At 51.8% G+C, this 22,196-nt stretch carries 17 protein-coding genes and 7 tRNA genes; 3 read left to right on the top strand and 21 right to left on the bottom strand.

The window, feature by feature from the left end:
• Positions 1-2 precede the first annotated feature (2 nt).
• On the bottom strand, positions 3-2,585 hold the full coding sequence (gene leuS / locus ACJHYO_RS06155) for a leucine--tRNA ligase (RefSeq protein WP_410232425.1): 2,583 nt from the start codon (positions 2,583-2,585) through the stop codon (positions 3-5).
• Positions 2,586-2,819: 234 nt separating this feature from the next.
• Between leuS and ACJHYO_RS06150 the strand changes: the two genes are divergently transcribed.
• Positions 2,820-3,302: a zinc ribbon-containing protein gene (locus ACJHYO_RS06150; RefSeq protein WP_001044880.1), complete on the top strand. Its 483-nt coding sequence runs from the start codon at positions 2,820-2,822 to the stop codon at positions 3,300-3,302.
• Between the two features lie 44 nt (positions 3,303-3,346).
• Here the strand turns inward: ACJHYO_RS06150 and rihA are convergent, their stop codons facing one another.
• The 5 genes from rihA to gltI all read right to left on the bottom strand — a co-directional run bounded on the left by rihA (position 3,347) and on the right by gltI (position 7,617).
• Positions 3,347-4,282 carry a pyrimidine-specific ribonucleoside hydrolase RihA gene (gene rihA / locus ACJHYO_RS06145; protein WP_001207534.1) on the bottom strand — a complete coding sequence of 312 codons (936 nt, stop codon included), beginning with the start codon at positions 4,280-4,282 and terminating at the stop codon, positions 3,347-3,349.
• A 117-nt stretch (positions 4,283-4,399) separates the two neighbouring features.
• Positions 4,400-5,125: a glutamate/aspartate ABC transporter ATP-binding protein GltL gene (gene gltL, locus ACJHYO_RS06140; protein ID WP_000631389.1), complete on the bottom strand. Its 726-nt coding sequence runs from the start codon at positions 5,123-5,125 to the stop codon at positions 4,400-4,402.
• Complete coding sequence (gene gltK, locus ACJHYO_RS06135; protein WP_000272824.1) at positions 5,125-5,799, bottom strand: glutamate/aspartate ABC transporter permease GltK; 675 nt, start codon at positions 5,797-5,799, stop codon at positions 5,125-5,127. Before gltK ends, gltL begins: the two co-directional genes overlap by 1 nt.
• Complete coding sequence (gltJ, locus tag ACJHYO_RS06130; RefSeq protein ID WP_000020941.1) at positions 5,799-6,539, bottom strand: glutamate/aspartate ABC transporter permease GltJ; 741 nt, start codon at positions 6,537-6,539, stop codon at positions 5,799-5,801. The genes gltK and gltJ overlap by 1 nt, the downstream gene beginning before the upstream one ends.
• Positions 6,540-6,708: 169 nt before the next feature.
• Positions 6,709-7,617, bottom strand: coding sequence for a glutamate/aspartate ABC transporter substrate-binding protein GltI (gene gltI, locus ACJHYO_RS06125; RefSeq protein WP_410232424.1), 909 nt, complete (start codon positions 7,615-7,617; stop codon positions 6,709-6,711).
• Between the two features lie 453 nt (positions 7,618-8,070).
• On the opposite strand from gltI, the gene ACJHYO_RS06120 reads away from it, so the two are divergent.
• The gene (locus ACJHYO_RS06120) at positions 8,071-9,948 is read left to right on the top strand and encodes a rhomboid family intramembrane serine protease (protein ID WP_085455232.1); all 1,878 of its coding nucleotides are present in this window, start codon (positions 8,071-8,073) and stop codon (positions 9,946-9,948) included.
• 131 nt (positions 9,949-10,079) lie between these two features.
• On the opposite strand, the gene lnt is transcribed toward ACJHYO_RS06120, so the two are convergent.
• From lnt to miaB, 5 genes are all read right to left on the bottom strand, one after another.
• Positions 10,080-11,621, bottom strand: a complete 1,542-nt coding sequence (gene lnt, locus ACJHYO_RS06115) for an apolipoprotein N-acyltransferase (RefSeq protein WP_021540833.1) — start codon at positions 11,619-11,621, stop codon at positions 10,080-10,082.
• Positions 11,622-11,645: 24 nt separating this feature from the next.
• The gene (gene corC / locus ACJHYO_RS06110) at positions 11,646-12,524 is read right to left on the bottom strand and encodes a CNNM family magnesium/cobalt transport protein CorC (protein ID WP_001278605.1); all 879 of its coding nucleotides are present in this window, start codon (positions 12,522-12,524) and stop codon (positions 11,646-11,648) included.
• 89 nt (positions 12,525-12,613) lie between these two features.
• Positions 12,614-13,081 carry an rRNA maturation RNase YbeY gene (ybeY, locus tag ACJHYO_RS06105; protein WP_000084467.1) on the bottom strand — a complete coding sequence of 156 codons (468 nt, stop codon included), beginning with the start codon at positions 13,079-13,081 and terminating at the stop codon, positions 12,614-12,616.
• Positions 13,078-14,118, bottom strand: a complete 1,041-nt coding sequence (locus ACJHYO_RS06100; protein WP_001018040.1) for a PhoH family protein — start codon at positions 14,116-14,118, stop codon at positions 13,078-13,080. The genes ybeY and ACJHYO_RS06100 overlap by 4 nt, the downstream gene beginning before the upstream one ends.
• 152 nt (positions 14,119-14,270) lie before the next feature.
• Complete coding sequence (miaB, locus tag ACJHYO_RS06095) at positions 14,271-15,695, bottom strand: tRNA (N6-isopentenyl adenosine(37)-C2)-methylthiotransferase MiaB (RefSeq protein WP_000162740.1); 1,425 nt, start codon at positions 15,693-15,695, stop codon at positions 14,271-14,273.
• Between the two features lie 145 nt (positions 15,696-15,840).
• Here miaB and ubiF point away from each other — a divergent pair, with 145 nt between their 5' ends.
• Positions 15,841-17,016, top strand: a complete 1,176-nt coding sequence (gene ubiF, locus ACJHYO_RS06090) for a 3-demethoxyubiquinol 3-hydroxylase (protein WP_021520585.1) — start codon at positions 15,841-15,843, stop codon at positions 17,014-17,016.
• Between the two features lie 153 nt (positions 17,017-17,169).
• On the opposite strand, the gene ACJHYO_RS06085 is transcribed toward ubiF, so the two are convergent.
• The 10 genes from ACJHYO_RS06085 to nagC form a co-directional block, all read right to left on the bottom strand.
• A tRNA-Gln gene (locus ACJHYO_RS06085) sits at positions 17,170-17,244 on the bottom strand.
• 37 nt (positions 17,245-17,281) lie between these two features.
• Positions 17,282-17,356 (bottom strand) — tRNA-Gln (locus tag ACJHYO_RS06080).
• Between the two features lie 48 nt (positions 17,357-17,404).
• Positions 17,405-17,481, bottom strand: a tRNA-Met gene (locus ACJHYO_RS06075).
• A 15-nt stretch (positions 17,482-17,496) separates the two neighbouring features.
• Positions 17,497-17,571: transfer RNA gene (locus ACJHYO_RS06070), tRNA-Gln, on the bottom strand.
• A 34-nt stretch (positions 17,572-17,605) separates the two neighbouring features.
• Positions 17,606-17,680 (bottom strand) — tRNA-Gln (locus ACJHYO_RS06065).
• 23 nt (positions 17,681-17,703) lie between these two features.
• Positions 17,704-17,788, bottom strand: a tRNA-Leu gene (locus ACJHYO_RS06060).
• A gap of 9 nt (positions 17,789-17,797) precedes the next feature.
• Positions 17,798-17,874 (bottom strand) — tRNA-Met (locus ACJHYO_RS06055).
• 380 nt (positions 17,875-18,254) lie between these two features.
• The gene (gene asnB / locus ACJHYO_RS06050) at positions 18,255-19,919 is read right to left on the bottom strand and encodes an asparagine synthase B (RefSeq protein ID WP_000337076.1); all 1,665 of its coding nucleotides are present in this window, start codon (positions 19,917-19,919) and stop codon (positions 18,255-18,257) included.
• A 255-nt stretch (positions 19,920-20,174) separates the two neighbouring features.
• Positions 20,175-20,927: a ribonucleotide monophosphatase NagD gene (gene nagD, locus ACJHYO_RS06045; RefSeq protein ID WP_000153129.1), complete on the bottom strand. Its 753-nt coding sequence runs from the start codon at positions 20,925-20,927 to the stop codon at positions 20,175-20,177.
• Positions 20,928-20,974: 47 nt separating this feature from the next.
• Positions 20,975-22,195, bottom strand: a complete 1,221-nt coding sequence (nagC, locus tag ACJHYO_RS06040; RefSeq protein WP_000187594.1) for a DNA-binding transcriptional regulator NagC — start codon at positions 22,193-22,195, stop codon at positions 20,975-20,977.
• Position 22,196: the final 1 nt, after the last annotated feature.

Raw genomic sequence — 22,196 nt, 5'->3', positions numbered from 1 at the left:
GCTTAGCCAACGACCAGATTGAGGAGTTTACCGGGTACGTAAATCACTTTACGTACAGTAACGCCATCAAGATATTTTGCTACCAGATGTTCCTGGCCAGCACGTTCGCGAACCTGTTCTTCCGTTGCGTCCACCGGAACGGTGATTTTTGCACGGACTTTACCGTTAACCTGCACCACGACCAGCGTGGAGTCTTCCACCATCGCTTTTTCGTCAGCAACCGGCCACGGCGCGTTGTCGATATCGCCTTCGCCTTTCAGTTCCTGCCACAGCGTGAAGCAGATGTGCGGGGTGAACGGGTTAAGCATACGGACTACCGCCAGCAGCGCTTCCTGCATCAGGGCGCGATCCTGCTCGCCATCGGTCGGTGCTTTCGCCAGTTTGTTCATCAGCTCCATAATCGCCGCAATTGCGGTGTTGAAGGTCTGACGACGGCCGATATCATCGGTTACTTTAGCGATAGTTTTATGCACATCGCGACGCAGCGCTTTCTGATCTTCAGTCAGCGCATCGACGTTCAGTGCCGCAACATCACCTTTTGCTGTGTGCTCGTACACCAGTTTCCAGACACGTTTCAGGAAGCGGTTAGCCCCTTCCACGCCGGATTCCTGCCATTCGAGAGTCATATCAGCCGGAGAAGCAAACATCATAAACAGACGAACGGTGTCCGCGCCGTAACGTTCAACCATCACCTGCGGGTCGATACCGTTGTTCTTCGACTTGGACATTTTGCTCATGCCGGTATAAACCAGTTCATGGCCTGCCGCATCTTTCGCTTTCACGATACGGCCTTTCTCGTCACGTTCAACGATAGCATCAACCGGGGAAACCCAGTTACGTTCGCCGTTTTCACCAACATAGTAGAAGGCATCTGCCAGCACCATACCCTGACACAGCAACTGTTTCGCTGGTTCGTCAGAGTTCACCATGCCTGCATCACGCATCAGTTTGTGGAAGAAGCGGAAGTAGAGCAGGTGCATAATGGCGTGTTCGATACCACCAATGTAAATATCCACCGGCAGCCAATAGTTAGCCGTTTTGGAATCCAGCATACCTTCTTTGTACTCCGGGCAAGTGTAGCGCGCATAGTACCAGGAGGACTCCATAAAGGTGTCGAAAGTGTCGGTTTCACGCAGTGCTGGCATACCGTTAACGGTAGTTTTTGCCCACTCCGGATCTGCTTTAATCGGGCTGGTAATGCCGTCCATCACCACATCTTCCGGCAGGATCACCGGCAGCTGGTCGTCCGGGGTCGGCATTACGGTACCGTCTTCCAGCGTCACCATCGGAATCGGCGCGCCCCAGTAACGCTGACGAGAAACACCCCAGTCGCGCAGGCGGTAGTTCACTTTACGCTCGCCAACGCCCATCGCAGTCAGTTTATCGGCGATGGCGTTGAAGGCCGCTTCATGGTCAAGACCATTAAACTCGCCAGAGTTGAACAGCACGCCTTTTTCAGTCAGGGCTTGCTGAGAAAGATCTGGCTCAGAGCCGTCAGCTGCCAGGATAACCGGTTTGATGTTCAGGCCGTATTTAGAGGCAAACTCGTAGTCGCGCTGGTCGTGACCCGGAACTGCCATAACTGCGCCCGTGCCGTATTCCATCAATACGAAGTTTGCTGCCCAAACGGGAATTTCTTCGCCCGTTAATGGGTGAACCGCTTTAAAGCCAGTATCGACGCCTTTTTTCTCCATCGTCGCCATTTCAGCTTCGGCAACTTTGGTGTTACGGCATTCGTCAATAAAGGCGGCCAGTTCAGGATTATTTTCCGCCGCTTTCTGTGCCAACGGATGACCCGCAGCCACCGCCAGGTAGGTACAACCCATAAAGGTGTCCGGGCGGGTAGTGTAAACGGTCAGCGTGTTGTCATAGTCGTTAACGTTGAAGGTGATTTCCACGCCTTCGGAACGACCGATCCAGTTACGCTGCATTGTTTTAACGGTGTCTGGCCAGTGATCCAGTTTATCCAGATCGTTGAGCAGCTCGTCAGCGTAAGCAGTGATTTTGATAAACCACTGCGGGATCTCTTTACGCTCAACTTTGGTATCGCAGCGCCAGCAGCAGCCGTCGATAACTTGTTCGTTCGCCAGTACGGTCTGGTCGTTCGGGCACCAGTTGACCGCAGAAGTCTTCTTATATACCAGGCCTTTTTTATACAGTTCGGTGAAGAATTTCTGTTCCCAACGGTAGTATTCCGGCGTACAGGTCGCCAGCTCGCGGCTCCAGTCATAACCAAAGCCCAGCATTTTGAGCTGGTTTTTCATATACGCGATGTTGTCGTACGTCCACGGTGCTGGCGCGGTGTTGTTTTTCACCGCCGCGCCTTCCGCAGGCAGACCAAATGCGTCCCAGCCGATTGGCTGCAGGACGTTTTTGCCCAGCATGCGCTGGTAGCGGGCGATCACGTCACCGATGGTGTAGTTGCGAACGTGGCCCATGTGTAGTCGACCAGAAGGATAGGGAAGCATAGACAGGCAGTAATACTTCTCTTTGCTCTCGTCTTCGGTTACTTCAAATGTGCGCTTCTCATCCCAGTGAAGCTGTACTTTGGATTCTATCTCTTCCGGGCGGTATTGCTCTTGCATGGCAGCCAGTGGTCCTGTTTTCAATACGGCTACAAATGTAGCGTTGATGTGGTTTTTCAGATCCGCATAGCATAGCCCAAACGTCCGCGTCAAAACAGCCTTTCGCGCACTCGACGTTGAAATGATGCCCGGATTATTCATACATTAATTTACAGAGTTTGTGGGCGTATTAGCAAAGCAAGGAACAAAGAACGTCTATTATTATAGTCAGTTAACGACCCGGGAGATGAAACGATGAACAAGGTTGCTCAATATTACCGTGAACTGGTCGCGTCACTGAGCGAACGCCTGCGCAATGGCGAACGTGATATCGACGCACTGGTGGAACAGGCGCGCGAGCGCGTAATAAAAACAGGGGAGTTAACGCGAACCGAGGTCGATGAGCTGACGCGAGCTGTCAGACGTGACCTGGAAGAGTTCGCCATGAGCTATGAAGAGAGCCTGAAAGAAGAGTCTGACAGCGTCTTTATGCGGGTGATTAAAGAAAGCTTGTGGCAGGAGCTGGCAGACATCACCGATAAAACGCAGCTTGAATGGCGCGAAGTTTTCCAGGACCTCAATCATCATGGGGTTTATCACAGCGGAGAAGTGGTAGGGCTGGGAAATCTGGTCTGCGAGAAATGTCACTTCCATCTCCCGATCTATACACCGGAAGTGCTGACGCTATGCCCGAAATGTGGTCATGATCAGTTCCAGAGACGTCCGTTCGAGCCGTAATGAAATGAGTGGTGCCGGATGGCGTGATGTCATCCGGCGAGTGATTAAGCGTAAAATTTCAGACGATCAGCCAGTAAATCAACAAAGCCCTGACGATCAACATCGACCATTACGGTGGCATTCGGTTTATTGCCAGTCAGATAATAATAATCAACAACCGTCATACCCTGGGTATATTTCCCTTGTGTTTCCACGCCAACCCAGCGCTCAACAGTGGTAAACAACTCCGGTTTCAACAGCCAGGCGATGGTGCATGGGTCATGCAGTGGTGCGCCGACAAAGCCCCATTTTTCGTCTTTGTGATATTCGAGGAAGAAATCCAGCAGTTCGGCAACAATGGTTGAAACAGGGTTGCCAATCGCGCGGAAACGCTCAGTGTCTTCAACGTGGATTTGTGCTTTGTGAGTAACATCCAGACCGGCCATCACCACCGGAATTCCTGACTGGAAGACAATTTCTGCCGCTTCCGGGTCAACGTAAATATTAAATTCAGCCGCAGGCGTCCAGTTACCAAGCCCCATTGCGCCGCCCATAATCACGATACGGGCAATTTTGCTATGCAGTTCCGGGTGGCTATTGAGCAGCAAGGCAACGTTAGTTTGCGGTCCGGTAGAAACAATGGTGACAGGTTCCTCACTTTCACACAGCGTTTTCGCCATCAGCTCCACTGCCGTGCAGTTTTGCGGTGCAAATGCCGGTTCCGGTAATGCCGGGCCGTCGAGACCGCTTTCGCCGTGCACGTTGTCCGCAATAATCAAATTACGCATTAACGGTTTTACCGCACCGCTTGCTACCGGAATATCGGTGCGATTAAGCAAGGTCAGCATACGCAGAACATTGCGTAAGGTTTTTTCTGGTGTCTGGTTTCCGGCGGAAGACGTAATTGCTTTGACATCAAGCTCTGGTGAGGCGAGGGCGAGAACGATTGCGATAGCGTCGTCATGACCTGGGTCGCAATCTAACAGAATTGGCAGTGCCATTGTTGCTCCTTGTTGTGTGTTTCTTTGCGACAAGGGTAACGCCGGGATGTAACAGATACGAGGGACGAAACGAGAAAGCGTGAGATGGCGCGCAATTGAGTATGCGCGCCAGAGTGATTAATGCAGGATTTTTGCGAGGAAGTCTTTTGCGCGGTCCGATTTCGGATCATCGAAGAAAGCGTCTTTCGGCGAGTCTTCGACAATTTTACCCTCGTCCATAAAGATCACCCGATTCGCCACTTTACGGGCAAAGCCCATTTCGTGAGTCACCACCATCATCGTCATTCCTTCGTTCGCCAGTTCGACCATCACGTCCAGCACTTCGTTGATCATCTCCGGATCCAGCGCCGACGTTGGTTCGTCGAACAGCATGGCAATAGGATCCATGCACAATGCGCGAGCGATCGCCACACGCTGCTGCTGGCCGCCGGAAAGCTGCGCCGGAAACTTATTGGCATGTGCGGAAAGCCCGACGCGCTCCAGCAATTTCAATGCTTTTTCACGAGCCGGCGCTTTATTGCGTTTAAGCACTTTCACCTGCGCCAGGGTCAGGTTTTCGATAATCGACAGATGGGGGAACAGCTCGAAATGCTGAAACACCATCCCGACGCGGGAACGCAGTTTCGCCAGATCGGTTTTCTTGTCGTTAACCACGATGCCATCGACGGTGATTTCACCTTGCTGCACCGGTTCGAGGCCGTTGACGGTTTTAATCAGCGTTGATTTGCCTGAACCAGACGGGCCGCAAACCACCACCACTTCGCCTTTTTTCACTTCGGTTGAGCAGTCGGTCAGCACCTGAAAGTGACCATACCATTTTGAAACATTTTTCAGGGTAATCATTATGCTGTCCTTCTTTTCAAGTAGCTGACCAACAACGACGCGCTAAGGCTAATAACGAAATAAACAAATCCGGCAAACAGGATCATCTCAACCTGCGTACCATCACGCTCACCAATGGTTGAGGCGGTACGGAAGAAATCGGCCAGAGATAACACATACACCAGTGAGGTATCCTGAAACAGTACGATGCCCTGAGTGAGCAACAGCGGCACCATCGCGCGGAACGCCTGCGGCAGAATAATCAGTTTCATCGACTGCCAGTGAGTCATTCCCAACGCCAGCGCGGCGCTCGACTGACCACGAGAAATACTTTGAATACCAGCACGGATAATCTCTGAATAGTACGCCGCTTCAAACATCGAAAACGCCACCATCGCCGAAATTAAACGGATATCATTTTTGGGTGATAATCCCAGCACGTTTTGCAGAAAACCCGGTACGATCAGGTAAAACCACAGCAAAACCATAACTAAAGGAATCGAGCGGAATACGTTAACGTAGGCTTTGGCAAACCACGCTACGGGCGCAAAGCTGGACAAGCGCATCACCGCCAGCATGGTGCCCCACAAAATACCAATCACCACTGCCGTGACGGTGATTTTCAGCGTGATCACCAGCCCGTCGAGCAGATATGGCAGGGAAGGAACAATGGAACTCCAGTCAAACTCGTACATTATTTGCCCCCCATGTTGCCGGGCAGGCGAACTTTACGTTCAACCAGCGTCATCACCAGCATGATAAAAGCGTTAATCAATACATACGCCAGCGTAATGGCGGTAAACGACTCCCAGGCGTGGGCCGAGTAATCGAGCAATTTACCCGCCTGCGCCGCCATATCCACCAGACCGATAGTCGAGGCGATGGCGGAGTTTTTCACCAGGTTCATCATCTCTGAGGTCATCGGCGGGACGATAACGCGATAAGCATTAGGCAGCAGTACGTAGCGGTAAGCCTGCGGTAGCGTCAGACCCATCGCCAGCGCGGCATTTTTTTGCCCACGCGGCAGCGACTGAATAGCGGCGCGTACCTGTTCGCAAACACGGGCGGCGGTAAACAGCCCCAGGCAGAGCATGGATGAAAGGAAAAATTGAATATTAGGGTCCAGTTCCGCCTTAAACCACATGCCGATTTTCTCTGGCAGCAGCTCCGGGATCACCAGATACCAGGTAAAGAATTGCACAATCAACGGCACGTTGCGGAACAGTTCGACATACAACGTACCCAGACCGGAGAGAAAACGGTTTGGAACGGTACGTAAAATGCCGAAAAATGAACCGACGAGGAAAGCGATAATCCAGGCGCAGATCGACAAAGCGATCGTCACCTGAAAGCCACTCCAGATCCAACCAAGATAGGTGGTGTTGCCGAACGGGGCTTGTTGTAAAAAAATACCCCAGTTCCAGTCTATAGACATAAATCTACTCCAGAAAAAAGAGGGTAGCAGCGTTAACTGCTACCCTCGAAGATTGTTACCCAGCGTATTGCGGTTTTCAGGCCCGATGGGGAACGACCACCAGGCGTATAGTCTGTCCGTGCTACGTAACAATCGAGAGGGCTGGAATTTCCGCCCCTGGTTCTTGTAATTAGTTCAGTGCCTTGTCATTCGGTTCTTTGAACAGTGCTTTCATTTCGTCTGACAGTTCGAAATTCATGTTCAGGTTTTTCGGCGGAATTGGATTTTTGAACCACTTATCAAACCATTTTTCCGCTTCACCGGAGGTCTGCACCTGAGCGATGGTGACATCCATCAGCTTTTTGAACTGCGGATCGTCTTTACGCAACATGCAACCGTAGGCTTCCTGAGACTGCGGCTTGCCGACGATTTCCCAGTTGTCTGGTTTCTTCGCTTTCGCACGTTCACCGGCCAGCAGAGCATCATCCATCATAAAGGCAACGGCACGACCGCTTTCCAGGGTACGGAAAGAGTCACCGTGATCTTTGGCGCTGATGATGCGCATATTCATTTTTTGCTCTTCATTCAGTTTGTTGAGCAAAACTTCAGAGGTGGTGCCGGAAGTGACGACTACGGCTTTGCCTTTCAGGTCGGCAAAATCTTTGATATCGCCGCCCTTTTTGGTCAGCAGGCGCGTACCGACCACGAAAATAGTGTCAGAGAAAGCCGCCTGTTTTTGGCGTTCGGCATTGTTGGTGGTAGAACCGCATTCAAAATCGAAAGTGCCGTTTTGCAGCAGTGGAATACGGTTTTGTGAGGTGATCGGAATCAATTTCACCTGTAAGTCTGGTTTGTTGAGTTTCTTTTTCACTGCTTCAACAATGGCGTTGGAGTAATCCTGCGAGTAGCCCACCACTTTTTGCTGATTGTCGTAATAAGAGAAAGGTACTGAAGATTCACGGTGACCGACGACAATCACGCCGTTTTTGGCGATTTTGTCCAGCGTGCTGCCTGCTGCCGGGGCGGCGTCATCTGCCTGTGCCAGTCCTGCGGAAAGCGCCAGGGCCAGGATTGCTGTGGCAGGTTTACGTAATTGCATATCCAACTCCTTTATCTTCTGCGTTAAAAACGCATGGATACCCGTTGTGAGTGTTTGTGTTGTTATCATCTGCGACTTTATTGTGCAGTGTTGTGTTTGTTAGGTAACATTTAGTTTGGATAAATGTAAAGATATTGCTGTTTTATTGTTTATTTTTGCGAGGTGCGCCGCACCATTCCGAAGCAAAATTCTTAAACCGCACCTTTTTGGTGCTACCGCTGATTTGTGGTGGTGCAACCCGGTTGCGTTGCGGCTGATTTCATTGCTTACACAGTAAATAAAGCAACTTACATGCCAAAAAATACTTAGGGGTGAATTAATTACGATTGTAATTTCAGTTTGAAAAAGTCATATTTCGGACAGTGTTAACTTTTCGGTGTGGGACGTTTGCCGGGATGATAACTACACACGGGAAAATGCTTTTTACTAGTCTTTTCAAGGAAGAATCACCTTATGTCTGCATCTTCGGTTAAGCCGTTAAATGTTCAATTACCCGCAATAACCCTGATCCTTTTTGCGCTCTGTGTTGGGATATTTTGTTACCTCGCACAATGGATGAGTTACGAAGAAGTCGATCAATCCGCACTCATCCATCTCGGCGCTAACGTTGCTTCTCTCACGTTGTCGGATGAATCCTGGCGCTTATTGAGCAGTGTTTTTCTGCACAGTAGTTTTTCCCATTTGCTGATGAATATGTTTGCACTCCTGGCGGTGGGGACAGTAGCGGAACGGATACTGGGGAAATGGCGACTCCTGATTATCTGGTTATTCTCCGGCATCTTTGGTGGGCTGATCAGCGCCTGTTATGCGTTACGCGAAAGTGAGCAGATAGTCATCAGCGTTGGGGCATCCGGGGCAATTATGGGAATAGCTGGCGGTGCGATAGCAACACAGCTTGCTTCAGGTGCGGGTACACACCATAAAAACCAGCGGCGAGTATTTTCTCTGTTGGGTATGGTGGCGCTGACACTGTTGTATGGTGCCCGGCAAGCAGGAATAGATAACGCTTGCCACATTGGCGGCCTGATTGCGGGGGGCGCGTTGGGTTGGCTGAGCGCGCGTTTAGTTGGGCAAAACCGATTCGTTACGGAAGGCGGGATTATTGTTGCGGTCACTCTTCTTCTGACCGGGGCTATCTGGCTTGTGCAGCAGCAGATTGATGAATCAGTTTTACAGGTCAGGCAAAGCCTGCGTGAAGCGTTTTATCCGCAGGAGATTGAACAAGAGCGACGACAAAAAAAGCAGCAGTTAGTGGAGGAGCGCAACGCCCTCACGGAAACATTATCCGCTCCGGTAAGTCGTGAGCAGGCCAGTGGTGATTTACTCGCTGAGATTGCCGATATCCATGATATGGCGATCAGTCGGGATGGTAATACGTTGTATGCCGCAATTGAAAACACCAACAGCATTGTTGTTTTCGACCTCGGACAAAAGAAAATCCTGCATATCTTTACAGCGCCCATAGCGAAAGAAAAGTCAGTCAAATATTGTGGTGGCTGTAAAGATCAGGGCGTCAGATCGCTGGCATTAAGCCCGGATGAAACGTTGCTTTATGCAACTTCATTTGAAGCGAATGCATTATCGGTCATTAACGTGGCGACGGGGGAGATTATTCAGTCGATTACCACCGGCGCACATCCTGACAACCTTATCCTCTCGCGTGATGGCACAAAAGCCTGGGTGATGAATCGCACCAGTAATAGTGTGTCAGCGATTGATCTGGTGACTTATCAGCATGTGGCGGATATCCCACTGGAGAAATACGACGGGACGGGGACGAGCGGTAAACCAGGCGCCTGGGTTATGGCACTTTCCCCGGATGAAAAAACATTACTGGTTCCGGGAGCAGGCAGAGGTAACATCGTGCGGATCAATACCATCACGCATCAGAAAGAAGACTTTCCCGCAGGTAATGCGCGTGGTGTCGTTTCTGCGATGGGATTCCGACCAAAAAATGGTGAGGTTATTTTTGCCGATAGCCAGGGGATTTCACGTATAAGAGCTGAGGATCAACAAGCCAGCATTATGACGCAATGGTGTAGCAGGAGCGTTTATTCCGTTGAGGGTATTAGCCCGGACGGTCAGTATTTAGCGTTGGTGTCATATGGCCTGCAAGGTTATGTCATCCTGCTCAATATTAATGCCGGGCAGATTATTGGCGTTTATCCTGCCAGCTACGTTAATAATCTTCGTTTTTCAGCGGATGGTAGAAAGATATTTGTTATGGCGAAGAACGGGCTAATACAATTGGACAGAGAAAGTTCACTTGATCCGCAGGCAATTATTCGTCATCCCCAATATGGCGATGTGGCTTGTATCCCTGAACCGTAAGAAAAAGGGGCATGATAATCATGCCCCACAACTCAATGAGAAAGTATGTTTTGTTGATACCGGATGTGGTGTGAACGGTTTATCTGGCCTGCAAAATTGATGCAATTTTGCAGGCCAGCGCATCATTCACATCAACGTTTACGTCGCTGACGCAGACTCATCAGCACAGCTGCAAAACCAAACAGTGCCGTCAGCACCCACAGTGGCCAGTTGCCGGTACGTGCGTACGGGGTGAGTCCGGTGGTCGGCGTTACGTTAGTGGTTAACACCTCGCGGGTGAACTGCGGGATCATCGCCTGAATCTCACCCTGCGGGCCAATCACCGCCGTAATGCCGTTGTTGGTGCTGCGCAACAGTGGGCGCGCCAGCTCCAGCGCACGCATTCGCGCCATCTGGAAGTGCTGCCATGGACCAATAGACTTACCAAACCACGCATCGTTGGAGATAGTCAGCAGATAGTCTGTATCCGGGCGGAAGTTATCGCGCACTTGCTCGCCGAGAATGATTTCGTAGCAAATGGCCGCAGTAAGTTGAATGCCATTCAACGACAGCGGTGGCTGAATATATGGTCCGCGGCTGAATGAAGACATCGGCAAATCAAAGAACGGTGCTAACGGACGCAGTATCGACTCCAGTGGGACAAACTCGCCAAACGGCACCAGATGGTTTTTGTTATAGCGATCGGCTGATTCATAGCTGTACGGTGCGCCTTTACCCAGTGTGATGATGGTGTTGTAGGTATCGTAGCGGTTCTGTTTATTGAGACGCGCGTCGACAATCCCGGTGACCAGCGAGCTACCTTTATCGCGCAACTCACCGTCCAGAGCTTTAAGGAACGGTTGCTGATTAATTTCCAGATCGGTTATCGCCGACTCCGGCCAGATAATCAGCGATGATTTGCCCATCAGCGGTGCCGTTGCGTTGTAGTAAATCTTCAGCGTATTAAGAAGCTGGCCTTCGTCCCATTTCAGCGATTGCGGAATATCGCCCTGAACCATCGAAACCTGAATGGTTTTCTCCGGTTGCGGGGTAAACCACTGGATGTAACGCAGCGGGAAGGGAAGGGCAAACAGCACGACGGTCACCACCAGCGGACGCCAGTTGCGTTTGACCAACGCCAGTGCCAGCAGGCCACTAACCATCATCAGCAGGAAGTTAATGGCTTCCACGCCCATTATCGGTGCCAGCCCTTTTAACGGGCCATCAATCTGGCTATAGCCGAACTGTAACCACGGGAAGCCAGTCAGCACCCAACCGCGCAGAAACTCGGTCACTTGCCAGAGAGCAGGGGCGGCAATCGCCACGCGCAGCCAGGTGGTTTTCGGCCACAGACGCGACAGCACGCCAGCAAACAGTCCGGTATACAGCGACAAATACGCCGCCAGCAGTACCACCAGGAAGATGTTAACCGGGCCAGGCATTCCGCCAAAGGTCGCGATGCTGACATAGACCCAGTTAATACCGCTGCCAAAGAGGCCAAATCCCCAGCAAAAGCCAATAGCGGCAGACTGGAGTGGACGGCGGTTAAAGGTCAACGCCTGAAGCCCCATCAGCGAAATAATCGCCGCAGGCCAGACGTCGTAAGGAGAGAAGGCCAGCGTTCCGCAGGCACCGAATAATAACGCCAGCAGCAGGCGAATGCGCTGGCGTTCAATTAATGAGGCAAAAGCCATGTAGTTATCTATCCAGTTTCGGTTTTATTCATCCAGCTTCGGCTGGGGTGAGTCATCCGGGATTTTGACATGAACCTGAATAATACGCCGACTGTCGGCCATCGCCACTTTGAACTGGTAACCGTCGATGTCGATGGTTTCGCCACGCGCCGGAAGATGCCCAAATGCCTGCATCACCAGACCACCGATAGTGTCAACCTCTTCATCGCTAAAGTGGGTGCCGAACGCTTCGTTGAAGTCTTCAATAGAAGCCAGTGCGCGCACGGTCCAGGTATGACGACTCAGCTGACGGAAGTCGATATCATCTTCTTCGTCATACTCGTCTTCAATCTCACCAACAATCAGTTCCAGGATGTCTTCAATGGTCACCAGACCGGAAACCCCACCGAATTCGTCAATGACGATCGCCATGTGGTAACGCTGAGAGCGAAACTCTTTCAGCATCCGGTCTACGCGCTTACTTTCAGGAACGACAACCGCCTGACGTAACACTTTGTCCATGCTGAAGGCTTCAGCATCGCTGCGCATAAACGGCAGCAAGTCTTTCGCCATCAGAATCCCTTCAATGTGATCTTTGTCTTCGCTAATCACCGGGAAACGTGAGTGGGCGGACTCAATGATGACATCAAGGCATTCGTCCAGCGTCTGGTTGCGTTTCAGGGTAATCATCTGGGAGCGGGGGATCATGATGTCGCGAACGCGTTGGTCTGCGATGTCCATCACCCCTTCGAGCATATCGCGCGTATCTTCGTCGATAAGGTCGTTCTGCCCGGAATCACGGATCAGCGCCAGCAGTTCGTCACGGTTTTTCGGTTCACCGTGGAAAAGTTGGCTGAGTAACAGGGAGAAAAATCCCTTCTTGTTGCTTATCGTGTCACTACTGTGTGAATTGTCGTCGCTCATGGCGTCGTATGGGTTCTCATGTTAGTTAATCAAAACGCCGTCGTTAATCACCAACGGCGGGGACGTCTGCCAGTCAAATGCCTGGCAAATTATTCTTTCTCGGCAATGTACGGATCCTCATAGCCCAGAGCAAGCATAATCTCTGTTTCGATGGCTTCCATTTCTTCTGCTTCGTCATCTTCGATGTGATCGTAACCTAACAAATGCAGACTGCCGTGCACCACCATATGCGCCCAGTGCGCCTCCAGTGGTTTGCCTTGCTCCTGAGCTTCCTTCTCAACCACCTGACGGCAGATAACCAGATCGCCCAGTAGCGACATTTCCATGCCAGGCGGTACTTCAAACGGGAAGGAGAGCACGTTGGTCGGCTTATCCTTACCGCGATAGGTCAGATTCAGACTGTGGCTTTCGGCGGTATCGACCACGCGAATAGTCACTTCCGATTCTTCCTGAAACTGCGGGATCACCGCATTCAGCCATGTCTGAAACTGGCTCTCTTCCGGTAACCCGGAATTATCTTCACATGCCAGTTGTAAATCGAGGATCACCTGACTCATTTTTGTTCCTGTTCTTCGCGCTTGCGTTCTGCTGCCAGCGCCGCTTTACGTTTTTGTTCGGCTTCTTCCCAGGCTTCATAGGCGTTAACGATACGCGCCACCACCGGGTGACGAACCACGTCTTCGCTGTGGAAGAAGTTAAAGCTGATCTCTTCGACATCGGCCAGCACTTCGATGGCATGACGCAAACCAGACTTGGTATTACGCGGCAGGTCGATCTGTGTGACGTCGCCGGTGATAACCGCTTTTGAGTTAAAACCGATACGGGTCAGGAACATCTTCATCTGTTCGATGGTGGTGTTCTGGCTTTCATCAAGAATGATAAACGCGTCGTTCAGCGTACGACCACGCATATAGGCCAGCGGTGCGACTTCAATAACGTTGCGCTCAATCAGTTTCTCGACTTTCTCAAAGCCCAGCATTTCAAACAGCGCGTCGTACAGCGGGCGCAGATACGGGTCTACTTTCTGGCTTAAATCGCCAGGCAGGAAGCCCAGTTTCTCACCGGCTTCGACCGCCGGACGAGTCAGCAGAATACGGCGAATTTCCTGACGCTCCAGGGCATCAACTGCCGCAGCCACTGCCAGGTAGGTTTTACCCGTACCCGCCGGGCCAACGCCGAAGGTAATGTCATGGTCGAGAATATTGGCGATGTACTGCGCCTGGTTTGGCGTGCGCGGCTTAATTACGCCGCGTTTGGTTTTGATATTGACCGCTTTGCCGTACTCCGGCACGCTCTCCGCGCTTTGCTCCAGTACCCGCGCTTCTTTAATCGCAAGGTGGATCTGTTCCGGTTCGATATCCTGAATCTGACCGCGCATCGGGGCAGTATCGACATACAGGCTACGCAGAATGTCTGCCGCAGCGGTGACGCAAATCGGACGGCCGGTCAGTTTAAAGTGGTTATCGCGGCGATTGATCTCGATGCCGAGACGGCGTTCGAGCTGCTTGATGTTGTCATCAAACGGGCCGCACAGGCTCAACAGACGCGCATTGTCTGCTGGCTCCAGGGTGATTTCGCGAGTGTCTATGTTCAAACCGTTCCTCTTATCTGTATGCCGCCGGAAGCTGAACATTCACCGGCCTATAAGGAAATTATTCACGCCACAGGAAAAAGGCGCAAGCATTGCGATAAAGATGGGGATAAAGAGAGAAAAAACAAGGCCCACCGGAACGGCGGGCCTGAGAATTACGGCTGATAATAACCCACGCCAAGGTCGTTTTCTTTGCGGGTACGGGCAATCACCGATTCCGGTGTTTCTGCCACGCGCAGACCCATTTCATCTTCAGTTCGCACCACTTTACCGCGCAGAGAGTTCGGGTAGACGTCGGTAATTTCTACATCGACGAATTTACCGATCATATCCGGCGTGCCCTCGAAGTTAACCACGCGGTTATTTTCAGTGCGACCGGAAAGCTCCATGATGCTCTTACGTGAAGTCCCTTCTACCAGAATGCGCTGGGTGGTGCCGAGCATCCGGCGGCTCCATGCCATCGCTTGCTGATTAATGCGCTCTTGCAGAATATACAGACGCTGCTTCTTCTCTTCTTCCGGAACATCATCAACCATATCGGCGGCTGGTGTACCCGGACGTGCAGAGAAGATAAAGCTGTAGCTCATGTCGAAATTGACGTCGGCAATCAGCTTCATCGTTTTCTCGAAGTCTTCGGTGGTTTCGCCAGGGAAGCCGACGATGAAGTCAGAGCTGATCTGAATATCCGGGCGCGCCGCACGCAGTTTACGGATGATCGCTTTGTACTCCAGCGCCGTATGGGTACGTCCCATCAGGTTCAGAATGCGATCGGAACCGCTCTGTACCGGCAGATGCAGGAAGCTCACCAGCTCCGGCGTGTCGCGGTACACTTCGATGATATCGTCGGTGAATTCGATCGGATGGCTGGTGGTAAAGCGAATACGATCGATCCCGTCGATCGCCGCAACCAGACGCAGCAGATCGGCAAACGATCCGGTGGTGCCGTCGTAGTTCTCACCGCGCCAGGCGTTCACGTTCTGGCCGAGCAGGTTAACTTCACGCACGCCCTGAGCAGCAAGCTGGGCAATCTCAAACAGAATATCGTCGGACGGACGGCTTACCTCTTCACCACGGGTGTAAGGCACTACGCAGTAGGTGCAATATTTATTGCAGCCTTCCATGATGGAGACAAACGCGGTCGGCCCTTCGGCGCGCGGTTCTGGCAGACGGTCAAACTTCTCGATTTCCGGGAAGCTGATATCTACAACCGGGCTGCGGTCGCCGCGCACGGAGTTGATCATCTCTGGCAGGCGGTGCAGCGTTTGCGGCCCAAAAATAATATCGACATAGTGGGCGCGCTGGCGAATGTGCTCGCCTTCTTGCGATGCCACGCAACCGCCGACGCCGATAATCAGGTCTGGATTCTTCTCTTTTAACAGTTTCCAGCGACCCAACTGATGGAAGACTTTTTCCTGAGCCTTCTCGCGGATTGAGCAGGTGTTCAGCAGCAGCACATCCGCTTCTTCCGCCACGTCGGTCAGTTGATAGCCGTGGGTGGCATCCAGCAGATCGGCCATCTTCGATGAATCGTACTCGTTCATCTGACAGCCCCAGGTTTTAATATGGAGTTTTTTGGTCATCGACTTGCTCTTGCGAAATAGTAGCCAGGAATGCAGGGCGCATAGTGTAATGCTTTGCTGCCGTTGTGACCAGTATGAGCGTTATCAGCCCTTGGGGGTAAAAATCCTGTAAACTTAAAGCATATTGCTAACAGGATGATTGACCATGACAAATCAACCAACGGAAATTGCCATTGTCGGCGGAGGAATGGTCGGCGGCGCACTGGCGCTGGGACTGGCACAGCACGGGTTTACGGTAACGGTTATTGAACATGCCCAGCCTGCGCCGTTTGTTGCGGACAGCCAGCCGGACGTGCGGATCTCGGCGATCAGCGCGGCTTCGGTATCATTGCTTAAAGGGGTAGGGGCCTGGGATGCAGTACAGGCTATGCGTTGCCATCCTTACCGCAGACTGGAAACGTGGGAGTGGGAAACGGCGCATGTCGTGTTTGACGCCGCTGAACTTAAGCTACCGTTGCTTGGCTACATGGTGGAAAACACTGTCCTGCAACAGGCGTTGTGGCAGGCGCTGGAAGCGCATCCGAAAGTAACGTTACGTGTGCCAGGCTCGCTGATTGCACTGCATCGCCATAATGATCTTCAGGAGCTGGAACTGAAGGGCGGTGAAACGATCCTCGCGAAGCTGGTGATTGGTGCCGACGGCGCAAATTCGCAGGTGCGACAGATGGCGGGAATTGGCGTTCATGCCTGGCAGTATGCGCAGTCGTGTATGTTGATTAGCGTACAGTGTGAGAACGATCCCGGCGACAGCACCTGGCAGCAATTTACCCCGGACGGACCGCGTGCGTTTCTGCCGTTGTTTGATAACTGGGCATCGCTGGTGTGGTATGACTCTCCGGCACGCATTCGCCAGTTGCAGAATATGAATATGGCGCAGCTACAGGCGGAAATCGTGAAGCATTTCCCGTCGCGTCTGGGTTACGTGACACCGCTTGCCGCTGGTGCGTTTCCGCTGATACGTCGCCATGCGTTGCAGTATGTGCAACCAGGGCTTGCTCTGGTGGGCGATGCCGCGCATACCATCCATCCGCTGGCGGGACAGGGAGTGAATCTTGGTTATCGTGATGTCGATGCCCTGATTGACGTTCTGGTGAACGCCCGCAGCTACGGCGAAGCGTGGGCCAGTTATCCTGTGCTCAAGCGTTACCAGATGCGGCGTATGGCGGATAACTTCATGATGCAAAGTGGTATGGATCTGTTTTATGCCGGATTCAGCAATAATCTGCCACCGCTGCGTTTTGTGCGTAATCTTGGTTTGATGGCGGCGGAGCGTGCTGGCGTGTTGAAACGTAAGGCGCTGAAATATGCGTTAGGGTTGTAGCCTCACAACATTGCTGGATGCATGCCAACCGTAGGTCGGATAAGACGCGGCAGCGTCGCATCCGACTTTGAAGGATAAGACGAGTCAACATCGCATTCGGCATTGAATATACGCAGAAAAGCAAAAAGCTCGCCGAAGCGAGCTTTTTTAATGTGGCTGGGGTACGAGGATTCGAACCTCGGAATGCCGGAATCAGAATCCGGTGCCTTACCGCTTGGCGATACCCCAACTGGGTGCACTTACAAGGTAAGCGTCTTGAATAAATTGGCTGGGGTACGAGGATTCGAACCTCGGAATGCCGGAATCAGAATCCGGTGCCTTACCGCTTGGCGATACCCCAACAAATTTGTTTTTGAATTTGCCGAACATATTCGACACATTCAGAATTTGGTGGCTACGACGGGATTCGAACCTGTGACCCCATCATTATGAGTGATGTGCTCTAACCAACTGAGCTACGTAGCCAGATTGTTTCTTCGATGGCTGGGGTACCTGGATTCGAACCAGGGAATGCCGGTATCAAAAACCGGTGCCTTACCGCTTGGCGATACCCCAATAACCGGGCGGTGAACCGCTTATTCGAAGAATATGGCTGGGGTACCTGGATTCGAACCAGGGAATGCCGGTATCAAAAACCGGTGCCTTACCGCTTGGCGATACCCCATCCGTACAACGCTTTCTGGTGAATGGTGCGGGAGGCGAGACTTGAACTCGCACACCTTGCGGCGCCAGAACCTAAATCTGGTGCGTCTACCAATTTCGCCACTCCCGCAAAAAAAGATGGTGGCTACGACGGGATTCGAACCTGTGACCCCATCATTATGAGTGATGTGCTCTAACCAACTGAGCTACGTAGCCATCTTTTTTTTCGCGATACCTTATCGGCGTTGCGGGGCGCATTATGCGTATAGAGCCTTGCAGCGTCAACCTCTTTTTCAAGGAAAATTGCTCGAAAGTGACTGTTTGGTTAGGTTGCGAACAGCATGGCGCTATATTCGTCAATTATTGTTTACTTTGTGTTTTTTCCCCACCCTACAGCCATTCTTTTGTCATACAGGATGAAATTCGGAATTCAACAATAGTGGTGGGAAATTAATCTATGAAATACTGGCCTACAGTAATGAGTTGTCAAACAGCGATGTGGCAAACCCGGAACATTTCCTTACTGCATATCAGAATCAACAAGCGCCCCAGTAACTGAAATTGCCCCGGATTTCTCCGGGGCAATATTACACGTCTTATTTATATGCCGACTGGTGAACGCCAACCGCGCGACCAGACGGATCGTCCATTTTCTTGAACGCTTCATCCCACTCAATCGCTTTAGCGGAAGAACAAGCGACGGAAGGACCGCCCGGCACGCACTCAGCGGCGCTCGGAAGCGGGAACAATTCTTCAAAGATCTCCCGGTACAGATACGCTTCTTTTGAGGTCGGCGTGTTGAACGGGAAGCGGAAGCGGGCAGTTTCCAGCTGTTGATCAGAAACCTGCTGCGCTGCCACTTCTTTCAGGGTGTCGATCCAACTGTAACCGACGCCATCGGAGAACTGCTCTTTTTGCCGCCAGGCCACGCTTGCAGGCAGATACGCTTCAAAACATTCACGCAGGATGTGTTTTTCCATTTTGCCGTTACCGCACATTTTATCCTGTGGGTTAATGCGCATCGCCACATCAAGGAATTTTTTGTCGAGGAACGGAACGCGTGCTTCCACGCCCCAGGCTGACATCGCTTTGTTGGCACGCGCGCAGTCATACATATGCAGGGCCAGCAGTTTACGCACCGTCTCTTCATGCAACTCTTTAGCGTTCGGCGCTTTGTGGAAGTATAGATAACCGCCAAACACTTCGTCAGAACCTTCACCGGACAGCACCATTTTAATGCCCATCGCCTTGATCTTACGCGACATTAAATACATCGGTGTTGAAGCGCGAATAGTGGTCACATCATAAGTTTCGATGTGGTAAATCACGTCGCGGATGGCATCCAGACCTTCCTGTACAGTGAAGTGAATTTCGTGATGCACCGTGCCCAGATGGTTTGCCACTTCCTGGGCTGCTTTCAGATCCGGTGAACCCGGCAGACCTACAGCAAAGGAGTGCAACTGCGGCCACCAGGCTTCAGAGCGTTCCTGATCTTCCACGCGACGGGCGGCGTATTTCTTGGTGATAGCGGAAATAATTGAGGAATCCAGACCACCAGAAAGCAGCACACCGTAAGGCACATCAGACATCAGATGGCTTTTAACGGAATCTTCCAGTGCCTGACGCAGCTCGTTTTTGTCGGTCACGTTATCTTTCACCGCATCGTAGTCGAACCAGTCGCGATGATAATAAGAACGGATTTCGCCGTCCTGACTCCACAAATAGCTCCCCGCCGGAAACTCTTTAATCGTGCGGCAAACTGGCACGAGGGCTTTCATTTCTGAGGCCACATACAGCTGACCGTGTTCGTCATAGCCCATATACAGTGGGATGATCCCCAGATGGTCGCGACCAATCAGATATGCATCTTTTTCGCTGTCGTACAGGGCAAAGGCAAACATGCCCTGCAAGTCGTCGAGAAATTCCGGCCCTTTTTCCTGATACAGCGCGAGGATCACTTCACAGTCAGACCCGGTCTGGAACTGGTAACGATCGCCATATTCAGCGCGCAATGCCTGGTGGTTGTAGATTTCACCGTTTACTGCCAGCACATGAGTTTTTTGTTGGTTGTAGAGAGGTTGCGCCCCCGCGTTAACGTCAACAATTGACAGACGTTCGTGGGCGAGAATGGCGTTATCGCTGGCATAAATACCGGACCAGTCCGGGCCACGATGACGCATCAGGCGTGACAGCTCGAGTGCTTTCTTACGCAGCTCAACTGCGTCTGTTTTGATATCGAATACGCCAAAAATTGAACACATAACCTTCTCCGTTAACCTGGTGTTTACTGCGTGTTGTGTTTGCTTGTTAAAAAAATGCCGCAAAGCAGCACGGTGCGCAAGCGATTTGGCGGTGGAAAAATAAAAAACGTAATGACGATTGCTGATTGATGAAAAAGGGGAGGGCTTTTGGGTATATTTATTGATGGATCGATAATTTTTGACGGGTTTTATTGAATGGGGTGATTTTAATGATGGGTAAAAATAAGAAACCACGCCCTGAGGCGTGGTTGCTATTCAGATAACGTCGATTTCAGCGACTGATGGGTAAATCCAACTTGGGCGGAACGGCATACTGTCGATATCGTCGAGCGACGAAACACCAGAAAGCACCAGAATCGTCTCCAGACCGGCCTGGAAGCCCGCCAGAATATCGGTACGCAAGTTATCGCCGACAATCACCGTTTCTTCCGAATGCGCCTGCATTTTGTTTAATGCCGCGCGGATGATCCACGGACTCGGCTTTCCAACATAGAACGGTTTGCGCCCGGAGATTTTCTCGATCCCTGCACACAACGCGCCACAGGCGGGATAAAAACCGCGCCCGTGGGTGTCCGGGTTGGTGGCGATAAAGCGTGCACCGTTAGCGACGAAATAGGCTGCTTTATGCATCATGTCCCAGTTGTAGGAACGCGTTTCGCCAACAATCACAAAATCAGGGTTCACATCGGTAATAGTGAAACCGGCTTTGTACAGTTCATGAATCAGTGCGCCTTCGCCCACCACATACGCTTTCTTGCCTTCCTGGCGACGCAGGAAATCGGCGGTCGCCATCGCGGAGGTATAAAACACGCTATCCGGTACATCGACACCGGCAGTGGCAAAGCGATTCGCCAGATCTTGCCCGGTCTGCGAAGGATAGTTGGTCAGCAACACCAGCGGCAGGCCTTTATCCATAATCCCGTGCAAAAATTCCGCTGCACCCGGTACGGCGACGTTATCGTGCATCAGCACGCCGTCGATATCGCAAATTACATTTTTAATGGTCATGGACTACCCAGAATATTGACAACAATAAGCGCCACTATAAAAGCACATTAATTTTCCAGCAAATGCTGGAGCAAAATACCGTTGAGCATGGCGCGTTTTACCAGCGCAAAAGCGCCGATTGCCGAGCGGTGATCCAACTCAGAACGTACCACCGGTAGATTAGTACGAAACGCCTTCAGCGCCTGGGTATTAATGCAGCTTTCAATAGCAGGGAGCAGCACTTTATCGGCTTCGGTGATTTCTCCAGCAATAACAATTTTTTGCGGATTAAATAAGTTGATAGCAATGGCGATGGTTTTACCCAGATGACGACCGACATATTCAATCACTTCCGAGGCCAGGCTATCGCCTTTGTTCGCGGCTTTGCAGATAGTTTTGATGGTGCAGTCGTCCAGTGGCACACGGCTCTGGTAGCCCTGCTTTAACAGATTCAACACCCGTTGTTCAATGGCAGCATTGGCGGCGATAGTTTCCAGGCAGCCAAAGTTGCCGCAGTGGCAGCGTTCACCCAGCGGTTCGACCTGAATATGGCCAATTTCACCGACGTTGCCGTTGCGCCCGATAAAAATTCGCCCGTTAGAGATAATCCCGGCCCCGGTTCCGCGATGGACACGCACCAGAATGGAGTCTTCGCAATCCTGACTTGCACCGAAGTAGTGCTCTGCCAGCGCCAGACTGCGGATATCGTGGCCGACAAAACAGGTCACTTTAAAACGCTCTTCCAGTGCTTCAACCAGCCCCCAGTTTTCTACCTGAATATGCGGCATGTAATGAATTTTGCCGCTGTCCGGGTCTACAAGCCCTGGCAGGATCACCGAAATCGCGATCAGCTCGCGTAGCTTGCGCTGGTAGCTATCAATAAACTGAGCAATGGCATTCAGCAGGGCATGTTCCAGCGTCTGCTGGGTACGTTCCGGCAGCGGGTAATGTTCTTCTGCCAGCACTTTGCTGCTGAGATCAAACAAGGTGATGGTGGCGTCGTGACGACCAAGCCGTACGCCGATTGCGTGGAAATTGCGGGTTTCGGTGACGATGGAGATAGCGCGGCGGCCCCCGGTGGAGGCCTGCTGATCAACTTCTTTGATCAGCCCGCGTTCGATAAGCTGACGCGTAATTTTGGTTACGCTGGCGGGGGCAAGCTGACTTTGCTCGGCAATCTGAATCCGCGAGATTGGCCCGTACTGGTCAATCAGGCGATAAACTGCCGCGCTGTTAAGCTGTTTTACGAGATCAACATTACCTATCTGAGCTTGTCCGCCTGGTGTCATA

Origin of the sequence: Escherichia sp. WS1118 (assembly GCF_046487695.1) — a bacterium.
In the GTDB taxonomy this organism is placed as follows: domain Bacteria; phylum Pseudomonadota; class Gammaproteobacteria; order Enterobacterales; family Enterobacteriaceae; genus Escherichia; species Escherichia coli.
Note: the sequence above shows the minus strand (reverse complement) of the source record. Positions and strands in the feature narration are given on the sequence as shown.